The organism is Methylocystis sp. (genome assembly GCF_051061285.1).
In the GTDB taxonomy this organism is placed as follows: Bacteria; Pseudomonadota; Alphaproteobacteria; order Rhizobiales; family Beijerinckiaceae; genus Methylocystis.
The window spans coordinates 65,319-84,467 of sequence record NZ_JBPFEA010000024.1 but is presented as its reverse complement, the minus strand read 5'-3'; the positions used below and the strand labels follow the sequence as shown (position 1 = coordinate 84,467).

At 65.4% G+C, this 19,149-nt stretch carries 18 protein-coding genes and 1 riboswitch; of the genes, 5 read left to right on the top strand and 13 right to left on the bottom strand.

The window, feature by feature from the left end:
* Positions 1 to 82 precede the first annotated feature (82 nt).
* A complete protein-coding gene (locus ACR65T_RS08075) occupies positions 83 to 1,048 on the top strand; it encodes an acetyl-CoA carboxylase carboxyltransferase subunit alpha (protein ID WP_434495991.1) in 966 nt (321 codons plus the stop codon).
* 155 nt (positions 1,049 to 1,203) lie between these two features.
* Complete coding sequence (locus ACR65T_RS08070; RefSeq protein ID WP_434495990.1) at positions 1,204 to 2,475, top strand: L,D-transpeptidase family protein; 1,272 nt, start codon at positions 1,204 to 1,206, stop codon at positions 2,473 to 2,475.
* Positions 2,476 to 2,710: 235 nt separating this feature from the next.
* On the opposite strand, the gene ACR65T_RS08065 is transcribed toward ACR65T_RS08070, so the two are convergent.
* The 12 genes from ACR65T_RS08065 to ACR65T_RS08010 all read right to left on the bottom strand — a co-directional run bounded on the left by ACR65T_RS08065 (position 2,711) and on the right by ACR65T_RS08010 (position 15,442).
* Complete coding sequence (locus tag ACR65T_RS08065) at positions 2,711 to 4,168, bottom strand: cobyrinate a,c-diamide synthase (RefSeq protein ID WP_434495989.1); 1,458 nt, start codon at positions 4,166 to 4,168, stop codon at positions 2,711 to 2,713.
* Positions 4,165 to 4,929, bottom strand: coding sequence for a precorrin-4 C(11)-methyltransferase (gene cobM, locus ACR65T_RS08060; protein ID WP_434495988.1), 765 nt, complete (start codon positions 4,927 to 4,929; stop codon positions 4,165 to 4,167). The genes ACR65T_RS08065 and cobM overlap by 4 nt, the downstream gene beginning before the upstream one ends.
* On the bottom strand, positions 4,926 to 5,330 hold the full coding sequence (locus tag ACR65T_RS08055) for a cobalamin biosynthesis protein (protein ID WP_434495987.1): 405 nt from the start codon (positions 5,328 to 5,330) through the stop codon (positions 4,926 to 4,928). The genes cobM and ACR65T_RS08055 overlap by 4 nt, the downstream gene beginning before the upstream one ends.
* A 198-nt stretch (positions 5,331 to 5,528) precedes the next feature.
* Positions 5,529 to 6,731, bottom strand: coding sequence for a precorrin-6y C5,15-methyltransferase (decarboxylating) subunit CbiE (gene cbiE / locus ACR65T_RS08050; protein WP_434495986.1), 1,203 nt, complete (start codon positions 6,729 to 6,731; stop codon positions 5,529 to 5,531).
* Positions 6,728 to 7,480 (bottom strand): precorrin-3B C(17)-methyltransferase, encoded by a 753-nt coding sequence (gene cobJ / locus ACR65T_RS08045; protein ID WP_434495985.1) that lies wholly within the window; start codon positions 7,478 to 7,480, stop codon positions 6,728 to 6,730. The genes cbiE and cobJ overlap by 4 nt, the downstream gene beginning before the upstream one ends.
* Positions 7,477 to 8,241, bottom strand: coding sequence for a precorrin-2 C(20)-methyltransferase (locus tag ACR65T_RS08040; protein WP_434495984.1), 765 nt, complete (start codon positions 8,239 to 8,241; stop codon positions 7,477 to 7,479). The genes cobJ and ACR65T_RS08040 overlap by 4 nt, the downstream gene beginning before the upstream one ends.
* Positions 8,238 to 8,870: a precorrin-8X methylmutase gene (locus ACR65T_RS08035; RefSeq protein WP_434495983.1), complete on the bottom strand. Its 633-nt coding sequence runs from the start codon at positions 8,868 to 8,870 to the stop codon at positions 8,238 to 8,240. The genes ACR65T_RS08040 and ACR65T_RS08035 overlap by 4 nt, the downstream gene beginning before the upstream one ends.
* Entirely contained in the window at positions 8,867 to 10,147 is a 1,281-nt protein-coding gene (gene cobG, locus ACR65T_RS08030; RefSeq protein ID WP_434495982.1) for a precorrin-3B synthase, read from the bottom strand. The genes ACR65T_RS08035 and cobG overlap by 4 nt, the downstream gene beginning before the upstream one ends.
* Positions 10,131 to 13,550 (bottom strand): cobaltochelatase subunit CobN, encoded by a 3,420-nt coding sequence (cobN, locus tag ACR65T_RS08025; protein WP_434495981.1) that lies wholly within the window; start codon positions 13,548 to 13,550, stop codon positions 10,131 to 10,133. The genes cobG and cobN overlap by 17 nt, the downstream gene beginning before the upstream one ends.
* 6 nt (positions 13,551 to 13,556) lie before the next feature.
* The gene (gene cobW, locus ACR65T_RS08020; protein ID WP_434495980.1) at positions 13,557 to 14,588 is read right to left on the bottom strand and encodes a cobalamin biosynthesis protein CobW; all 1,032 of its coding nucleotides are present in this window, start codon (positions 14,586 to 14,588) and stop codon (positions 13,557 to 13,559) included.
* The gene (locus ACR65T_RS08015; RefSeq protein ID WP_434495979.1) at positions 14,585 to 15,247 is read right to left on the bottom strand and encodes a CbtA family protein; all 663 of its coding nucleotides are present in this window, start codon (positions 15,245 to 15,247) and stop codon (positions 14,585 to 14,587) included. Before ACR65T_RS08015 ends, cobW begins: the two co-directional genes overlap by 4 nt.
* Before the next feature lie 12 nt (positions 15,248 to 15,259).
* Entirely contained in the window at positions 15,260 to 15,442 is a 183-nt protein-coding gene (locus tag ACR65T_RS08010; RefSeq protein WP_434495978.1) for a CbtB domain-containing protein, read from the bottom strand.
* Positions 15,443 to 15,493: 51 nt separating this feature from the next.
* Positions 15,494 to 15,689: riboswitch (cobalamin riboswitch) on the bottom strand.
* Positions 15,690 to 15,737: 48 nt separating this feature from the next.
* On the opposite strand from ACR65T_RS08010, the gene cobO reads away from it, so the two are divergent.
* From cobO to ACR65T_RS07995, 3 genes are all read left to right on the top strand, one after another.
* Positions 15,738 to 16,358 (top strand): cob(I)yrinic acid a,c-diamide adenosyltransferase, encoded by a 621-nt coding sequence (gene cobO / locus ACR65T_RS08005; RefSeq protein ID WP_434495977.1) that lies wholly within the window; start codon positions 15,738 to 15,740, stop codon positions 16,356 to 16,358.
* A gap of 183 nt (positions 16,359 to 16,541) precedes the next feature.
* Positions 16,542 to 17,585: a sterol desaturase family protein gene (locus ACR65T_RS08000; protein WP_434495976.1), complete on the top strand. Its 1,044-nt coding sequence runs from the start codon at positions 16,542 to 16,544 to the stop codon at positions 17,583 to 17,585.
* Positions 17,582 to 18,511, top strand: a complete 930-nt coding sequence (locus tag ACR65T_RS07995; RefSeq protein WP_434495975.1) for a DMT family transporter — start codon at positions 17,582 to 17,584, stop codon at positions 18,509 to 18,511. The genes ACR65T_RS08000 and ACR65T_RS07995 overlap by 4 nt, the downstream gene beginning before the upstream one ends.
* 259 nt (positions 18,512 to 18,770) lie before the next feature.
* Here the strand turns inward: ACR65T_RS07995 and ACR65T_RS07990 are convergent, their stop codons facing one another.
* Positions 18,771 to 18,962, bottom strand: coding sequence for a hypothetical protein (locus ACR65T_RS07990; RefSeq protein WP_018407577.1), 192 nt, complete (start codon positions 18,960 to 18,962; stop codon positions 18,771 to 18,773).
* Positions 18,963 to 19,149 lie beyond the last annotated feature (187 nt).

Sequence of the window (19,149 nt, the reverse complement as noted above, 5' to 3'; positions counted from 1 at the left end):
TGTTCCTTGACTTCAAAGCCGGTTGCGGCGAGTTTGCCCGCGCCCGCGAGGCGTCCCTCGCCTAAAGGAAAACGCCGCCTCAATGCGCTCCTATCTCGACTTCGAAAAGCCCGTCGCAGAACTCGAAACCAAGGTCGACGAACTGCGCGCGCTGGCCGGAAACGGAGAGGCCGTGTCGATCGGCGAGGAACTCAGCAAGCTCCAGGCCAAAGCCGCGAAGGCGCTCGCGGATCTCTACGCCGGCCTGACGCCCTGGCAAAAGATCCAGGTGGCGCGCCACCCGCAGCGGCCACATTTTTCCGATTATGTGCGGCAGCTTTTCGACGAGTTCACGCCGCTCGCCGGAGACCGGCTGTTCGGCGAGGACTTTGCGATCGTCGGCGGTTTCGGGCGGTTCCGCGGCGAGCCGATCTGCGTCATCGGCCAGGAGAAGGGCTCGGATACGTCGAGTCGTCTTCATCACAATTTCGGCATGGCGCGGCCGGAAGGCTATCGCAAGGCGGTCCGTCTGATGGAGCTCGCCGACCGTTTCGGTTTGCCGGTCGTCTCGCTTGTCGACACGGCTGGCGCTTTTCCAGGCATCGACGCCGAAGAGCGCGGGCAGGCCGAAGCGATCGCCCGCTCCACCGACGTGTCGCTCTTGCTCGGCGTGCCCAATGTCGCGGTGGTGTTGGGCGAGGGCGGGTCCGGCGGCGCGATCGCGATCGCCGCGGCCAACAAAGTGCTGATGCTTGAGCACTCAGTCTACACCGTTGCGTCGCCCGAAGCCTCGGCCTCGATCCTGTGGCGCGACTCCGCCAAGGCGCAAGAGGCGGCGACGAGCATGAAAATCACGGCGCAGGATCTCTTAAAGTTCGGCATCATCGACCTGATTGTGACGGAGCCGCCGGGCGGCGCCCATCGCGATCCCGAGGCGGCGATTGGCGCCGTCGGAGAGGCGCTCGCCAAAGAGCTTGCCGGCCTGGCGAATTTGTCGCGCGAACAGCTGAGACAATTCCGTGCCGACAAGTTTTTGGCCATGGGCCGGAAACTTGAAGAGAAGCGTTAACGTAAATTCCAGAAGATTGGCCCTAAAAGCGCGTCCGCGCGCGATTCTTCGCCAATTCGGACAACTTCTCGTCCCATTATTTGTTTTTCCTGATCAGGCGCGGCGGCTCGCTTCCGAGACCTTCGCGAGGCGACTGCGCCGCCAGAGGGGACACTATGAAGACTCGAGGCATTGCGCCGGCGCTGGGGCTTGCCGTCCTGGCCGCCTTCGCGCTCTCGGCCTGCGAGCAGAGCGGTCTCGCGCATCGCTCGCTAGCGCCGATCCCCTCCGAGACTGTCGCGCTGATGGAGCAGGCCGGCACGACCAAGGAAGCGCCGATGCTGATCCGCGCCTATAAAAAGGAAGCGGAGCTCGAAATCTGGAAGATGCGGTCCGATGGTCGTTACGTCCATCTGAAGACGTTTCCGATGTGCCGCTGGTCGGGTCAGCTCGGACCCAAGCGCCGCCAGGGCGACCGCCAAGTGCCGGAAGGCTTTTACGCCATCGGCCCGGCGCAGATGAATCCGAACTCAAGCTACTATCTGTCGTTCAACGTCGGCTATCCGAACGCGCTCGATCGCGCCCTTGGCCACACCGGCGGCGACATCATGGTGCATGGCGCCTGCTCGTCGGCCGGCTGCTTCTCGATGACCGACAAGCAGATCGCCGAGATCTACGCGATCGCCCGCTCGTCGCTCGCCGGCGGTCAACGCGCGATCCAGATGCAATCCTTCCCCTTCAAGATGACGGCGGAAAATCTCGCCAAACATCGTCTCGATCCCAACATCGACTTCTGGAAGCAGCTCAAGGAAGGCTCCGATCATTTCGAGGTGACCTTGCAGGAGCCGCAGGTCGCCTTCTGCAACCGGCGTTACGTGTTCAACGCGGCGGGCGCGGCCAATCTCGATCCGGACGCCGCCTGTCCGCCGCTCCAACAGGACCCGGAGATCGCCCAGGCTGTGGCCCAGAAGAGCGCCCAGGACGAAGCCAAGATCGCCCAACTCGCGCAAAGCGGCGTGAAGCCGGTGCGGATCGTTTATCAGGACGGCGGCCAGCACCCGGCCTTTGCATCGCGGATTCCAGAGGTCAGCCGCCCGGAGACGATCGTTCCGCCGACCGAAATCGCCCTCGACGAGAAGCCGAACCGTGGCGCTGGGTCGGCTGTCGCCAAGGTCGCGGCCAAGCTCGCCGCCAAACCGCCGGTCGTGACCCTGGCCGCGGCGAAGGCCGCTGGCGAAAGCCGGCAGACCCGCGTCGTCGCATTGGCGCCGATGCGCAGCGACCACCGCGACCTTTCCGCGCTCGCAGCCTCGGATCCAAGCCCCACCAACAGCGTGAAAAAATTGGTGCGTTCCAGCAGGGACGCATTGGGGGGAGATATTCCGACGCCGCCGGCCTCTATTGGCGTCAGGAAATCCGCGGCCGCTCATCCGTCCAAATCTTTTTAAAACTCTCGGATCCTTCGAGCAAACTCAAAGCCGCGCTTAGGCGCGGCTTTCTTTTCTGTCCAAGGCGCGATGGGCGGCTACTCGCTGAAGCTTTGCCGTGTAGCGAAAAATATCTTGACTCTTGTGCGGCGCAGCAATATAACAGTGCGACGCAGCGAGAGTTGTCTTGCTTCGTAGCCCTCCTTGGGCGTTTCCTCCCTTGACTTGGGCCGCTGGTTCGTCCGGCGGCCCTTTTTTACGCCATCAGGTGGAAAAACGAGCCGGAGACGCCGTTTCTCGCCAGTCCGGCTGGGCGTTCATCATCGCTATAGGCGTCCCGCGCCAACGCGAAGGGCAGGCCTTCTTCGCGAAGAACAGTCGCGTAGTGAAATTCATGCCCGCGCAGTCGAAATCCGACGGCGCCCAGCGGATGATCGACAGCCAATCTCGCCTGGCGATAGCCGAGATGCAATTTGCGCTGGGCGAAGCTCGTTTCCAGTTCGAGCAGTCCGGCCATTTCATGAGCGGCGCCCGTCGCGTCGATCAGCGCGCGGCCGAGAACCATGTAGCCGCCGCATTCGCCGTGGAGCCATCCTCTCTGAGCGAAACGCCGCAACCCCTTTATGAAGCCCTGCGCCGCCGACAGCCGACCGGCGTGCAGCTCTGGATAGCCGCCCGGCAGCCAGCAGAGATCGCAATCTCCGGGCGGCGCCTCGTCGGCGAGCGGCGAGAAGAAGCAAAGCTCCGCGCCGGCGTCGCGCCAGCTCTGCGCGAGATGCGGATAAAAGAAGGAGAAAGCGTCGTCACGCGCCACCGCGATGCGCTGCGCGGGGGGCGGAAGGCCCCCCTCCCGGTCGCTCCCCCGCTTTCGCAAACCGGGTGTTCCCGGGTTGCGCATCGACTCCGAAGTCGGCAACAGCCGACTTCGAACGGCAGAGGGGACGCTCACGCCGTTTTCGCGTGACGCTGATAAAGCGCGCTGACCTACCCCCTCTCCCGCGAAGCGGAGGAGGGCTGGGGAGGGGGCGCTGCGCGCCGCCTCGATCACCGCCGCGACATCCACATGCGCTTCAATGAAATCCGCGAGCGCCTCGAGACGCCCGTCGAGACCTGCCGTCTCGCCGGCCTGAACTAGGCCGAGATGGCGTTCGGGGAAAGAAACCCCCTCATTGCGCGGCAGCGCGCCAAACACCGGGATGCCCAGCGCCTCGATCGCCTCGCCGGCGAGTCTGCGATGACGCTCGGAGCCGACGCGATTCAATACGACGCCGGCGACCTTCACGCGCGCGTCGTGTCCTGCGATGCCGCGGACAATCGCCGCCGCCGTCTGCCCCTGGCCGGAGACGTCATGAACGAGCGCGACTGGCCAGCCAAGCAAGGCGGCGATGTCGGCGCTGGCGCCGATTCCCGCCGCGCCGCCGGGCGCGCCGTCAAACAGCCCCATCGCGCCTTCGGCGATCACGATGTCCGCGCCTTCGCTCACGCGCGCGGCGAGCCGCCCAATCGAATGCGCATCCATCGCCCATGAATCGAGATTGACCCCGGCGCGGCCGGTCGCCGCCGCGTGAAAGGCCGGGTCGATATAGTCGGGCCCGCATTTGACCGGGGCGACGCACAAGCCGCGCCGCACAAGCGCGCGCATCAGGCCAAGCGTCAGGGTCGTCTTGCCCGAGGAGGAGCGCGCCGCGCCGATCAGCAGTCCGGGCGCGTTCACCTTTCGCCGCTCGGCCGAAAGCGCCGATCATAGTCCGCGTTGTAAAGCGCGCTTTCGCGGAAATCTTCGCTCGCGAGCGCCGGTCCAACGAGAATGAGCGCGGTGCGCTCCATCGGCGTCTCGGACGCGCGCCCTTCAATGTCGGCCAGCGTTCCGCGCACGACGCGCTCATCGGGCCATGAGGCGCGATAAACGAGCGCCACGGGACAGCCGCCGCCATAATAGGGCGTCAGCTCCTCCACGACCCGCGCCAGAACATGGATCGAGAGATGGATCGCGAGCGTCGCGCCGGATTGCGCGAATGTGGCGAGCCTTTCGGTCCCAGGCATCGATGAGGCGCGGCCCGACGTGCGCGTCAGCACCAGCGATTGCGCGACTTCGGGCAGCGTGAGTTCGCGCTTCAACGCGGCGCTCGCCGCCGCGAAGGCGGGAACGCCCGGCGTCATTGTGCAAGGAATGCCGAGCGCGTCGAGGCGGCGCATCTGCTCTCCCACCGCGCTCCAGATCGAGAGATCGCCCGAATGCAGCCGCGCGACATCGAGGCCGGCGTCATGCGCCTGCTGCATCTCGGCGACGATGGCGTCGAGCGACAGCGGCGCGGTGTCGACGATGCGCGCGCCCGGCGGACAATGCGCCAGCACGCCGGCAGGAACGAGCGAGCCGGCGTAAAGGCAGACCGGACATCGCGCGATGAGATCGCGTCCGCGCAAGGTAAGCAAATCGGCGGCGCCGGGGCCGGCGCCGATGAAATGCACGGTCATGAGTTGTTCTCTTCGGCGCGCTTCGCCAGCGCGCAGGCGGCGACCGGCGTCGTCAGGCGCGGCGCGACGAGGCGACTGTTGGGTCCGGCGCCGACAAGCGCCGCGGCTTCGGCGACGCTGCCGACTCCAAACATCGCCTGCACGCGCGGCGAATGCGTCGCCGCGGTCGCCTTGCGGGCGCGCAGCGCGGCGAGCGGCAGAAAGACGAGTTCAAGCCCAAGTTCGCGCGCCGCCTCGTGCAGCCCGGCCTCCTGCGCCTTGCTTTCGAGCGCGCAAAGCCTCGCCTCGCTGAGGTCGACCTTATGCGTTTGCGCGACGCGGCGCACGAGTTCGATGATGTCGTTCGCGGCGACGCCGCGCCTTGCGCCGAGCCCGAAGGCGTAAAGCGGAGCGTCAGTCATAGGCGCGCGCCCATCCTCTCCCATCGGGAGAGGGTCGGACCGAAGGTCCGCGGTGAGGGGTATCCGTCGACCGAAATTGGCTACGCCGTTGGATCGAATGATCTTCGCAAATGAACAAGGATGGAAACCCCTCTCCCGGCCCCGCTACGCGGGGCCACCCTCTCCCATAGGGAGAGGGTGTGCGCGCTGTCGCAACATTCATCTCTTCACCGCACGCCATTGCAACACCCCCATCGCTGGATCGAGCGCATGGAAACGGCCGATCGGACGCGCACGCGCTATCTGCAGATGTATGAGCTCGCCGCCCTTCTCGCGATAGGCGTCGGCGAGCAGCGACTGAGTCTCAATCGTAACGGCGTTGACGACGATGCGTCCGAAACGGGGCAGGGCGTCCCACGCGGCGGCGAGCGTCGCCGCATCGGCGCCGCCGCCGATGAAGATCGCCTGCGGCGCATCGAGTTCGGCGAGCGCTTGCGGCGCTTCGCCCTTGACGATGCGCAGATCCGGAACGCCAAGCGACAGCGCGTTGCGCGCAATGCGCGCGGCGCGTTCCATGTCGCGCTCGATGGCGATGGCGCGGTTTGCGGGATCGCTCAGCATCCATTCGATGGCGATGGAGCCGGCGCCGGCGCCGACGTCCCACAGCAATTCGCCCTTGCGCGGCGCGAGCGCGGAGAGCGTCACGGCGCGGATGTCGCGCTTGGTGAGCTGCCCGTCATGCTCGAACCAATCGTCGGGCAGGCCCGGCGCCAGCGGAATGACCGCTGCGTCTTCGCCGGCGTCTATTTCGAGGGCGACCGTGTTGAGCGGCGCAATATCGTTGAGCGCGAAAGTGTCGGCGCGCGCGTCGCGCAGCCGCTCGTTAGCGCCGCCGAGCCGCTCGAGCACACAGAGACGCGATCCGCCCATGCCGCGCTCGATGAGATGGCGCGCGAGGCGCGCAGGCGTCGTCTCGTCCCAGGAGAGCGCAATGATCTTTGCGCCCGGCTGCAGATGCGGCGTCACGCGTTCAAAGGCGCGGCCGTGCAGCGAAAGCAGCGCGCAATCCTGCTGGCTCCATTTGAGTCGCGCGGCCGCGAGCGAAAACGCCGAGGGCGCCGGAACGCAGAAAATCTCGTCACGCGCGACGTGGCGCGCGATGAGATCGCCGACGCCGTAGAAGAAGGGATCGCCCGAAGCCAGAACGACCGTGGGCCTGCCGCGCTGGGCGAGGATGCGCGGCAAGGCGTCGGAGAGCGGCGAGGGCCATTGCAGGCGCTCGGCGGGCGCGTCGACCATCGAGAGATGGCGCGCGCCGCCGACGATCAGCGAGGCCTGCGCGACGAGCGCGCGCGCCGCCGGCGTCAGCGCGTCGACGCCGTCTTCGCCGAGGCCGATCAGCGACAGCCATGGCGTGTTCATGTCGCCTTCCGCGACGTATAGACCCAATCGCGCGCGCGATCGCGCGCAATGCGCCGCGTGCCGCTGGCGCCGATGACGACAAGCGTCGACATGTCGACCTTGTCGCCGGCGGCTTCGTCGAGCCGCGTCAGAATGATCTCTTCGTTCTCGCGGCCGACGGATTTCGCCAGGCCAACGAAAGTCTCGCCGGGAAGATGACGACGCAGCAGCGCAAAGGCGTCATTGATGCGCGTCGGCCGCGCGCGTGACGCCGGATTGTAAAGCGCGATGACGAAATCGCCTTGCGCCGCATGTTCCAGCCGCTTGGCGATGACGTCCCAGGGCTTGAGATTATCGGAGAGCGAGATCGCGCAAAAGTCATGGCCGAGCGGCGCGCCAAGCCGCGCCGCCGCCGCCTGCATCGCCGAGACGCCGGGCAGCACGCGAATGTCGAGATCCCGCCACGCGCGCGGACCGCCATCGACCGCTTCGAAAACCGCCGCCGCCATCGCGAAGACGCCGGGATCGCCGCCGGAGACGACAGCGACTCGGCGTCCTTGCGCGGCGCGCGCCAGCGCCTCCTGGGCGCGATCGATTTCGACGCGGTTGTCGCTTGCCAGCCGTGTCTGTCCTGCGCGCTCGGCAACGCGGGCAACGTAAGGCGCATAGCCGATAATGTCCTGCGCCTCGTCGAGCGCCGCCTGCGCCTCGTGAGTCAGCCATCGCGCGTCGGCCGGACCAAGGCCGACAATGTCAAGCGCGCCGCTCAAGGGCGTCGGCCTCGCCCCGGCACGAGCGCCATCGAGAAATAGGGCGCGTCATCGTCGCGCTTGTCGGCGAAGCGCATGATCTTTTCGCCGGGCATCGCGCCACGTTCGACATAAATCGCGCGATCGATGACGCCGGCGCGCGTCATCGCGCGGCGCAGCTTGGCGAAATTGCCGCCAAGCTTCATCACCACCGCGGCGTCGGTTTCGGCGAGGCGAGACGCAAGTCTGTCTTCGTCGAGCGTCGCCGGCAGAACGGTGAGAATGTCGTCGCCCCAAGCCATCGGCTGGCGCGCCGCGGCGAAACAGCCCGACATGCCGGAGACGCCGGCGCAAATCTCGACGCGAAAACGCGCGTCAAGCCGCGCGAACATATGCATGAAAGACCCGTAGAGCAGCGGATCGCCTTCGCAGAGCAGCGTTACGTCGCGTCCGGCTTCGAGCACGGCGCGAATGCGCATCACGCACTCTTCATAGAAGTGCTGAAGCGACGAGACATATTCCGGCTGATCGAAAGGAATCTCCGTCGTCACCGGATAGAGCAGCGCAATCTCTTCGCAGCCCGGCGCGAGATAGGGCGCGGCGATCGCGCGCGCGTGGCTTGCGCGTCCGCGCTTGGCGAAGAAGGCGACGACGTTCGCCGCGCCGATGAGGCGCGCAGCCTTCACCGTCACAAGCTCCGGATCGCCGGGACCGAGTCCGACGCCGATCAGCGCGCCGAGCGTCGCGACGGCTTCATGCGAGGTCGAGGCGAGCGCGTTCATTCCTTTTCGCTTGCCAGCGCATTGATGGCGGCGGCGGCCATGGCGCTGCCGCCCTTGCGGCCTTTCACGATCACGAAGGGAACGCGGCCGTATTCGCGCAGCGCGTCTTTTGATTCCGCCGCGCCGACGAAGCCGACCGGCATGCCGATGATGGCGGCCGGCGGCGCCGCGCCTTCGTCAATCATCTCGAGGAGACGGAACAGCGCGGTGGGCGCATTGCCGATCGCGACCAATGCGCCATCCAGCCTGTTGCGCCACAGCTCCAGCGCCGCGGCGCTGCGCGTGGTTCCGATCTCGGCGGCGAGCGCCGGCACGCGCGGCTCGAGCAGCGTGCAGACCACCTGGTTTTCCGCCGGCAGACGTGAACGGGTGACGCCATGCGCGACCATGTTGGAGTCGCACAGGATCGGCGCGCCCTTCTGCAGGGCGTCGCGCGCCGCTGCAGCAAAATCCGGCGAGAACTCGATGTCGTCGGCGAGTTCCACCATGCCGCAGGCGTGGATCATGCGCACGGCGATCTTTTCCTGCTCGGCCGTGAAACGCGAGAGATTCGACTCGGCGCGAATGGTCGCAAAGGAGCGCGCATAAATCTGCGCGCCTTCGTGGATATAGTCGAAGCAGCGGCTCATTGCGTCCTACCGCTTGCGCGCGTGGAGAGTTCGCGCATGACGGCCTCGAATGTCAGCGATCTGAAGCTCGGCGCGCCATCGGCGCCGGCGTTCTCGATGAGATCGAATCCTTCAGCGCAGGCAAGCAGCGTAATCGGCGAGGCGCTCTGCCGGGCGCAGCCTTTGGCGCATCCCGAAAGATGCAAGCCCACGCCATCAGCGCCGCCGATCATTTGCGCCAACGGCGCGAGATCCATCACATGCGCGCGCGTCTCGGCGATCGCCTGCGGACATTCCGGCGCGCCGGGACAGGCGATGACGGCAAGGCGCTTGTCGTCGGCCGAGGTAATGAGGTCGTGGTCTTGCGCGCGCGAGACGACGCGTCGCGCGTTGTCTTCATCGGGCGTGACGATCAGCAAGGCGCGCCACGGCGTGAGGCGCAGCTCGCCGGTTCCCTCGCTTTGCGCAAAGTCGGCGACGGCGGCGAGTTCGCTTGCGCGCCAGCGGCCGAAGGGCGCGCCGACGCCTGCGTAAGCGACGGCGCCGCGACGTTGCTCGCCGAAGATATGCGCCCATCGCGCAGGCGCGGGCGCCTCCCTAGAGATGCGCATGCCGAGTCCGGCGGCGCGTGGCAGCGCGTCGGCGCCGAGCGCCTCGACCAGCGTGCGGACGCGCCTGAAGCTATTTGCATGACGGTCGCGCAGCTCCACGAAGGCGCGCGCAACGCGCAACGCCACGTCGAGCGCGTCATCGGCTGCGACGACTACGGCGCGATTGGGAACGCCGGCGATGCGAATTGCGACGTCGCCGTTTGCAATCGCTTCGATCCGAATGTCGGCCTCGACGTCGGCAAGCGACAGCGCGCCGCCATCATCGAGAAGAAACAGAAATTTCGGCGGAAGCGCGCGCAGCGCCGCGTCGCGCTGCAATTCCGCAGCAAGCTGCACAGCCATGACGTTGGCGTCAAAAGCGCCCGCGACGAATCCGGCGAGCGGCGACGCAATGATATTCGTCACGCGTTCGGCGTCGGCGCTGGGCGCGAGCATGCCGATCGCCTCAAGGCCGCGCAGGGCTTCGGCGATCGTCGCCTCGCTGATCCCGCGCAGCTGCAGTTGCGCGCGCTGGGAGAGATCAATCAGCCCATTGCCGCAGTTGTCCGCAATTCTCGCGATCTCGCGCGCCTGCGCCGCGCTCAGGCGAGAGCCGACCGCCTTGGCGCGGATCAGCAAACCGTCGCCGCTCGGCATCGGCGCGAAGGCTCCGGGACACCAGCCCTTGATCTCAGGCCTCGGCTGCAAGACGCCCTCCCTGTTGGCGTTCCAAATCGCTTAAGGCGCCGCGCACGCTGTTGCGTTGCGTATTCCACAAGCCGCGCGCGAGCGCTTCGCTAAAAACCCGCGCGATTGCGGTGAGCGCGCGGGGATTTTCCGCGACGAGAAAATCCCGTGTCGCATCATCGCCTAAGGTGGCGTCAAAAGCGAGGTCGAATTGTGCGTCGCTGATGAGGCCGCTTGTCGCGGCGAAAGCGTAGAGATTGTCTATCGTCTCGGCGATTTCGCCGGCGCCGCGGTGGCCGTGCCGCTTCTGGCCTTGAAGCCATTGGGGGTTGGCGAGCCGCATGCGCAGCACGCGTGCGATTTCATCTTTCAGAGCGCGCGACCGTAACCGTTCTGGCCGCGTCGCATCGATATGCACCAAATCGGCGTCGCCGCCAAGCATGGCGTTGGCGGCGGCGAAGCCCCCTTCGTAATCGGCGAAGGCGGGTCCGATCAGAACGTCGACTTCCGCCATGTCTTGCACATGGACATGGGCGTCGGCGTCAGCGACGCGCGCGCTGAACGCCGCGACGGCTTCATTGCTTTCGCCCGCGCGATCATAGGCGTGACCCGCGGCGCAAAGATAGGCGCGCGCAAGATCGTCGCGGTCCGACCAATTGCCGCGCAGCGCGCGATCGCTCACGCCAAGACCGTAAGCGCCGTCAGCGGCGCCGAAGACGCGGCGCAGATCGTCCGCCGTTTTCAGCGGATTGATTGCAGCGTCTTCATCGCGCGCGGCGACCGCGCGCACGGCGTCGTCGAACAGCGCAATGAGATTTCCGAACATATCGCGGAACAGCCCCGAGACCTGCAGCGTCACGTCGACGCGCGGAAACTCGAGCCGCGCCTGCGGCAAAATTTCAAAGCCGATCACGCGCGCGCTTGCCGTATCCCAGCGCGGCGCCACGCCGAGAAGCGCGAGCGCTTGCGCGAAATCCTCGCCGCCGGTGCGGATCGTGGCGCTGCCCCACAGATCGAGAATGATGCGGCGCGGAAATTCGCCATGCAGTTGCGCATGGCGCGTCATCACCTCGGCGGCGGCGCGCCGGCCAATGTCATAGGCCGTTTGCGTGGGCGCATGGCGCGGATCGATGCAATAGAGATTGCGGCCGGTCGGCAGAACGTCGGCGCGCCCGCGCGACGGCGCGCCCGCCGGGCCGGGCTCGATCAAGCGGCCCGATAGCGCGGCGATGAACGCCTCGCGTTCGGCGCGCGCGCAGGTGCCACGCGCGGGATCGCTGTCTAAATTTGTTTGGGCGCGTCCGAAGACATGGAGTCCGTCGCCGATCCGCATGTCCTTCAGATCGCACATCCAGGCGTCGAGCCGCGTCAAAGTCTCGGCGATGTCCATCTCGCGCGAGACGCCGCATTCGGCGGCAAGGCCGCTGCGCTCGGCTTCATCGATGATCGCGCCGGCGACGAGTCGCGCGCGGCGCGCGTCGAGCGCGCTTGCCGTCGCATATTCGTCGAGCAGCGTTTCAACTTTCGCCGCCGCGTCGAACAGTTCGGCGTCGACGAGCGGCGGCGTCAGATGGCTGATCGTCACGGCGCATGTGCGGCGCTTCGCCTGCGCGGCTTCGCCGGGATCATTGACGATGAACGGATAGATGAGCGGCGTCGGGCCAAGCACCGCTTCCGGCGCGCACGCCTCGGACAGCATGACCGATTTGCCGGGCAGCCATTCGAGCGTGCCATGCGCGCCAAGATGAATGAGCGCGTCGATCTTTCGCACATGCCGCAGCCAGAGATAGAATGCGACATAGGCGTGACGCGGCGGGCGCTGAACGTCGTGATAGCTCTCGTAACGCTCAGCGCGCGCGCCGCGATCGGGCTGCAGCGCGACGATGAGCTTGCCGGCTTCCAAGCAGGGGACGCGGAACGCTCCGTCGACAAACGCCGGATCGTCCTGCGGCGCGCCCCAGGCGTCGTTGACGCTTGCGACGAAGTCGGGGGAGACGTTCGAGAGCAACGCCAGATAGTCGGCGAGCAGGAAGCGGATAGCCTGATATCCATCTTCCAGCGCGCGCGTCACCCTCCCCTTGAGGGGGAGGGTCGGACTGCGCAGCAGTCCGGGGTGGGGTGAAGCTTCATAATGCGGGGCGTCACCCCCACCCGCGTCGCTTCGCGACGCGACCTCCCCCCTCAAGGGGGAGGTGGGCGCCGCGCCAATGTCGTATCCCGCCTCTCGCAAAGCTGTGACGATCTCATGCACGCTTGCTTCCGCGTCGAGGCCGATGGCGTAGCCGCCGCGGCCGCGCCGCGCCGGATAGTCCGAAAGAATGAGCGCGAGGCTCTTATCCGCGTTGGGTTTGCGGCGCAGTCGCGCCCAGTTCAACGCGAGGTCCGCGACGAAGTCGATGCGCGAGCGTTCCGGCGCATGCCGCGTCTCGCTGAATTCCGCCGCAAGACGCAGCGGCGCTTCCTCCTTGAAGGAAATCGCGCGCGTGAAGATGCGCCCGTCAACTTCCGGCAAGACGACATTCATCGCGAGATCGGCGCCATTCGCGCCGCGCATCGAGGCGGCCCATGCGTCACGCGACGAGGTGGCAAGAGCGACCTGCAGCACCGGCGCGTCCGCGCAATCCAGCACGCTTCCGCTGTCGCGACGCGCCGAAAAGGCGGTGGCGTTGAGGATGACGTCGGGCGCGAACGTCTCGAGCGCGCGCGATACGAAAGCTTCACTCTCGGCCTCCTTCAGGCTCGCCACATAAACCGCCTCGACCGCGAACCCCCGCTCACCCAGCACGTCGGCGAGCGCGACGATCGGCGCGACATCGTCGGCGAGGAACATGGCGCGATAGAAGACGATCGTCGCGCGCAATTCGCCGCCGGCGCGGCACGCGGATTCGAATTGCCCGGCGTTAGCGACGGGAACGCTTTCGCGCCACGGCGCCGGACGGCCGACGAGAGTCGATGCGCAACCGAGAAACGAACGCAGATTGTCGGGACCGCCATCCTGAAAGAAGCGCCAAATTCGAGTGAGCGTCTCCGCGTCGAGCGTCGACGCCTGCTTCAGACGGGCGTCGTCATGGGCGTCGCCGGGCGTGATCGCAAGGGCGATTCCCTTCGCGCGCGCCAGCGCCTCGAGTTGCTCGACGCCATAGGGCCAATAATCTTTGCCGCCGAGCAGTCGCACGACGATCAGACGCGCATGTCGCGCGACGGCGTCGAGATAGAGATCGACGGAATAGGGATGCTTCAATTGCGCGAGCGACGCGCAGCGAAAGCTCGGGAGCGTCCCCGCGCTCTGCTCATAGAGCCGCGCCAGCAGGCGCAGCTCTGAATCAGAGAAGGACAGAAACACGATCTCTGCTGGAGATTGTCCAAGATCGACGGCGGCGCCGGCGTCGTCGAGATTATGGAGATCGCGCGGGAGAAGATGCATGGCGTATCACGGCTGCGCCAGCGTCGCGATGACCGCGTCGCGATTGAGGCCTTTCTCGCCGATGATCACGACCCGACTCATGCGCTGCTCATCGGGTTTCCACGCCCGATCGAAATGATGTTCGATGCGCGCGCCGACGCCTTGCACGAGCAGGCGCATCGGCTTGCCGACGACTTCAACGAATCCCTTGATGCGCAGCACGTCATGCGCGCGCGCCGCTTCGGCGAGTCGCGCAACCAGCGCCGCCGGATCGGCGACGGCCGAGAGAGAGACGACGAAACTGTCGAAGTCGTCATGGTCATGTTCGGGCTCGGCGTCATGATGCGACGGACGGGTCGCCAGATCATCCTCCGCCGCCGCGGAAAGGCCGAGCAGCACGAGCGGATCGACTCGCCCGCCGCTGGCGCGCACGATCTTCGCCGCTTTCCGAGCGCCTAGCGCCAGACGATCTGCGACGTCGCGTTCTTCATCGGCGCCCAGCAGATCGGTCTTGTTGAGGATGATAAGATCGGCGCAGGCGAGCTGATCTTCGAACACCTCTTCAAGCGGATTGTCGTGATCGATCGTCTGCGCGTCTTCGCGCTCTTTGGCGATCGCCTCAAGATCGTCGGCGAAACGGCCCTCCGCGACGGCCTTGCCGTCGATGACGGCGATGACGCCGTCAACTGTCAGCTTCGAGCGGATCGCCGGCCAGTCGAACGCCTTGACCAGCGGTTTGGGCAGCGCCAGCCCCGAGGTTTCGATGATGATGTGATCGGGACGCTTTTCATGCGCGAGCAGCGCTTCGATCGCCGGAATGAAATCGTCGGCGACGGTGCAGCACAGACAGCCGTTGGCGAGTTCGACGATATTTTCTTCGGGGCAGTTTTCGACGCCGCAGGCGCGCAGGATTTCGCCGTCGACGCCGACGTCGCCGAATTCATTGATGACGAGCGCGAGACGCCGATCCTTGGCGTTCTCGAGCACATGACGAATGAGCGTCGTCTTCCCCGCGCCAAGAAAGCCGGTGACAATTGTTGCAGGGATCTTGGCGCTCATGAGGGTTCCTGTTGGCGCGACTGGAGTCGCCAGACGAGACCGGCGAGCGCGCCGGCGAGCGCCCAGCTGATCGCCTGAACGGCGAGCGAGGCGGCGGCGAAGCGCGCGGCGAGCTCCGCCGGCGCCGTGCTCTCGGGAGTCGCGGGCTGCGGCGCGAAGAAATGCGGCGCGACGATCAGCGCGACGCCGACGATCTTCGCCGCCGTCGAGTCAAGCCGCAACAGGGCGAAGAGTCCGGCGCCGGTGGAAAGCGCGGTCGCAAGCCACCAGATTTGGCGCGCGGCGAGTTCGGTTTCCGCCATGCCGGGAAGCTGCGGCGCGAGGCCGAGACTCGTCGCGAGTCCGGTCGCGGCGAAGGCGCAGGCGCCCCAAAGCGCGGCGCGGCGCGGCGCGATGGCGTCGCCCGAGAGAAGCATCGCGGCGAGCAGAATGAGCGCATAGCCGATCGACACGGCGATCGTCGCGACGCTGGTCGCCGCCGTGCGGCTCAGACCTGAAAACGCCGCGCCCGCCTCGCCGCCGTCATGCGCATGCTGCGCCGCCTCATAGACTTCGGCGGCGAGGATGAGCGGCGTCGTGGTGAAGTGTTGCAGGGCCGCGACCGCAAGCCCGGCGACAAGGCCGGCGATAAGGCCGGTCGTCAAAATGCGCGCGATCAAGCGCGTTGCGGCCTAGTGACAGGGAAAGGAGAGCGCGTGGCGCGTGTCATGCGCCGCGTCATGGACGCTTTCTGGATAAGCGAAGCCCGCAAGCCAGACGAGACCGAAGCCGAGAGTGAGCGCGACGGCGGCGGCCTTCAGCGCCTCGAGTCTCGAAGCGGCGAGGGCGGTGGAATTAACGGATTTGACGTTCATATCGGTCTCCCTGCCGCCCCACCGGCGGCGATGCGATGCGCGCGGCGATCCGAAATGATCGCCCTGACGGCAGGTCTCCTGGCTCCCGGGTCGTCGGACCGCGCCGCCTTCCCAAGCATCACGCTCAGTGGCAGATGGCGCGGACCTTGCCGGCTACAGTTGCGGGGGCAGCCGCGGAAACAGGCGTAATGCCCGCGCCGCGTTCCCTTTTCACTTCTTGCGAAGGACCGTCCCGACTAGTCATATGCGCGGCTTAGGCTTCCGTCAAACCGGCAGAGGAGCGCCTGTGACCGATATGAATGTAGACGACGAGGCGCGCCGCCATCGTCTCAAAATGGAGAAGCGCAAGGCGGTTCAGGACGCAGAGGTCGCCGGCAAGACGGTCGCCCGCAAAGGCTTGCTGATGGTCCACACCGGCGCCGGCAAGGGCAAGTCGACGGCGGCCTTCGGGCTGGCGCTGCGCGCGCTCGGCCATGGCTGGAAGATCGGCGTCGTTCAGTTCGGCAAGGGCCAGTGGCGCACCGGCGAGCGCAACATGCTCGAAAAGCTTGGCCAAGAGTTCGGTCAAGTCGCCTGGCATACGCTTGGCGAGGGCTTCACCTGGGAGACCCAGGACCGCGCCCGCGACGCGGCGGCGGCGCGGGGCGCCTGGGAGAAAGCGCGCGAACTGATGGACGACCCTGAGGTCCGCCTGCTGGTGCTCGACGAATTGAACATTTCACTGCGCTATGAGCATTTGCCGTTGGAGGAAGTGCTGGGCGCGCTCGCCGTGCGCCGCGACGATCTCAACGTCGTCGTGACCGGACGCAACGCCAAGCCGGAGCTCATCGCCGCAGCCGATCTGGTCACCGAGATGACTCTGGTCAAGCACCATTTCGGCGCCGGCGTCAAAGCGCAGGAGGGTATCGAATTCTAACCTGAACCTATGCTTTGAAGGCCCGCCGGCATATCGCTCTTGGCAGCGGCTCGCGTAGAGAATACGCTTTGCGGGCAGGCAGTTCCGTGGCGGACAGGAACGCGCGCCAGCGACGCGAGCAGGCATCCTGAGGCGCGTCAGTCCTAGGCCGAACTCTCAACATCATCTGGACCCGAAAGCTCGATGGACGTTTACGGCGCGCTCCGCTTTTCCGCTGCGAAGATCTCCAACGAACTGCTTTCGGCGGGATCGATTTTTTCGGTCTATTCCCTGGCGACGACGTTTGTCATCGCCGTTGGCGCGCTGGCCTATCAGCGCAAGATGCGCCGGGGGCGCGTCAACCCGCGGGCCATGGCGCGGGCGATCTTCGACAAGCGACTCCTGCTATCCAAATCGTTTGCCGCGGACGTCAAGCTCTTCATCCTGAGCGTCGTTCTCATGCCGGTCGTGGTGGGCGCCCTCGTCATATCGTCGAATGCCGTCGCGACGCTCGTGAGCGGCTCGCTGCGCAATTCTTTTGGCGCTTTTGCGCCGGTCTCTTGCTGTGACCTTTCGGTAAGGCTCTTCTCGACCGCCGCGCTTTTTTTGGCTTATGAAGTCGGCTATTGGGTCGATCACTATCTCAAGCATCGAATTCCGTTTTTGTGGGAGTTCCACAAGGTGCATCACACCGCCGAGGTGCTGACCCCGGTGACGAACTTTCGCAATCATCCGATCGACAACATCATTTTCGGCTACATGCTCGCGACGTTCATTGGCGGCGCGTCAGGCATCTTGGCTTGGGTCTTTGGGCGAACCACAGAATCCTTCACGGTCGACGGGAAGAACATCCTTTTCATCTTCTTCCTCTGGACGATCGGGCATCTTCAACATTCGCAGTTCTGGATTCCCTTTCGCGGGATTTGGGGACACATCGTCCTGAGCCCCGCGCATCACCAGATCCATCATTCGACAGATTCCCAGCACTTCAATCGCAACTTCGGCAGCGTTCTCGCCATTTGGGATTGGATGTTCGGATCGCTCGAGATGCCTTCGACCAAGAACCCGCGTCTTAAATACGGGGTCGAGGAAGACGCCGCGGACCCGCATTCCTCGCTCGGCTTATTGGCGACCCCGATTTATAGAGCCGCCCTCGCGCTGTGGCGCGCGCTCGCCGATGCATGGAATGCAGGGAGTGAGCGACTGGAGCAGCGACGTCAAAGGCTAAAGAGCACAGGCATATTATGAGCCGCATTCGCGCCGATTTGCTGCTTGTGCTGGCGGCGTTTATCTGGGGGACGGCCTTTATCGCGCAAAAAAACGCCGGCGAGCTTATGGGGCCGATCACCTTCGTCGGCGTCCGTTTTCTCCTGTCGTGCGCCGCGCTCGCGCCGCTGGCGCTCTACGAAGGCCGTCACAGTGAATCTCCCCTAAGAAAAGGCGATTTGCCTCTCGCCGGCCTGATCGGCTTTTGCGTCTTCGTCGCCGCCGCTTTGCAGCAAGTCGGTCTCGCCACGACGACGGCGACCAACGGCGGATTTCTCACGGCGTTATATGTCGTGCTCGTTCCAGTGTTCGTCTTTACGCAGACCGGCGTAAGACCCCGGCAGGTCGTTCTCGTCGCGGGCCTCGGGTCCATCCTGGGCGCCTGGCTTCTCACGGACAACGCGCAGTTCCAGAGTTGGACGTCGGGCGACGCCTTGGTTTTGATTGCGGATATTGCGTGGGCGGCCGGGATCAGTCTCGTCCCGACCTTTCTCGCGCGCGCCGATCGGCCGTATTTTTTGGCTTTCGCGCAGTTCGGCGTCATCGGCGTTCTTGGAACCGTCGTGGGCCTTGGCGGCGAGCCTTTTTCGCTCGATGGCCTGATCGCCGCCCTGCCGTCGATTCTCTATGCGGGGCTTTGCTCCGGGGGGATCGCCTTCACGCTTCAAATCGTGGCGCTCAAATATACGCCAGCGGCCGAAGCCGCGCTCATCATGTCGCTGGAGAGCGTTTTCGCAGCCTTGGCGGGCGCCATCCTGCTGTCGGAGCGCCTCACCGGGCCGGCGATGCTGGGCGGGTTGCTGATCTTGCTTAGCGCCGTCTTCGTCGAAGCTGGACCGGCCGCGCAAAATATTTGGGTGTCGCAATACTGGAGTCGGCTGTCGCAAGTGTGGAGTCGGGCGCGTTAGAGCAGGTTCCGAAAAAGTTGACAGACTTTTTCGAGGAGAACCTGCTCCAGCATTTTGATTTTGAGCGATTCCTTATCGATCACATGATTCCACGTGATCGGGAAGCGCTCTAAGCGTCCGAAAAAGTGGAAGCCGACGCTCGATCACGTCGAGAACGTCGGCTCCAAAATGATCTGCGCGGTAACCGGCCGATCGCCCGCCAGAAAGACAAGGGCCGGGAGCTTGCGCGCCCGGCGAGTCTTTTCGGCAGGGGTATGTTTTACTGGATCATGCGGGCGGTAGAGCCAACGCCATCGCCTTGCATGCCGTTGCGGTTGCCCGTGCCGTTGGTTCCTTCGGGAGAAATCCAGTCCGGAACCCAGGTCAGAGCGACGACAACGAAAGCGACGAAGGCGGCGACCCAAAGCAGCATCTTGCCGATATCGCCGGTATTGTGAACGTTGACGGCCATGCGTTTTCCCCCTGTTCTTGATTTTACGTGAATGCTTGCCGCATCGAGAGGGAGCCTAGCTTGTTTCCGATCGGATGGCAATGCGCTCCTGCGGGGACTCTAAGGCCTGCCAAAAAAGCAATATTACTATTTAAATACAAGTAGTTAACATGCGACAGAAGGTCGCGGTCGTTGCAAAAAATTAAGC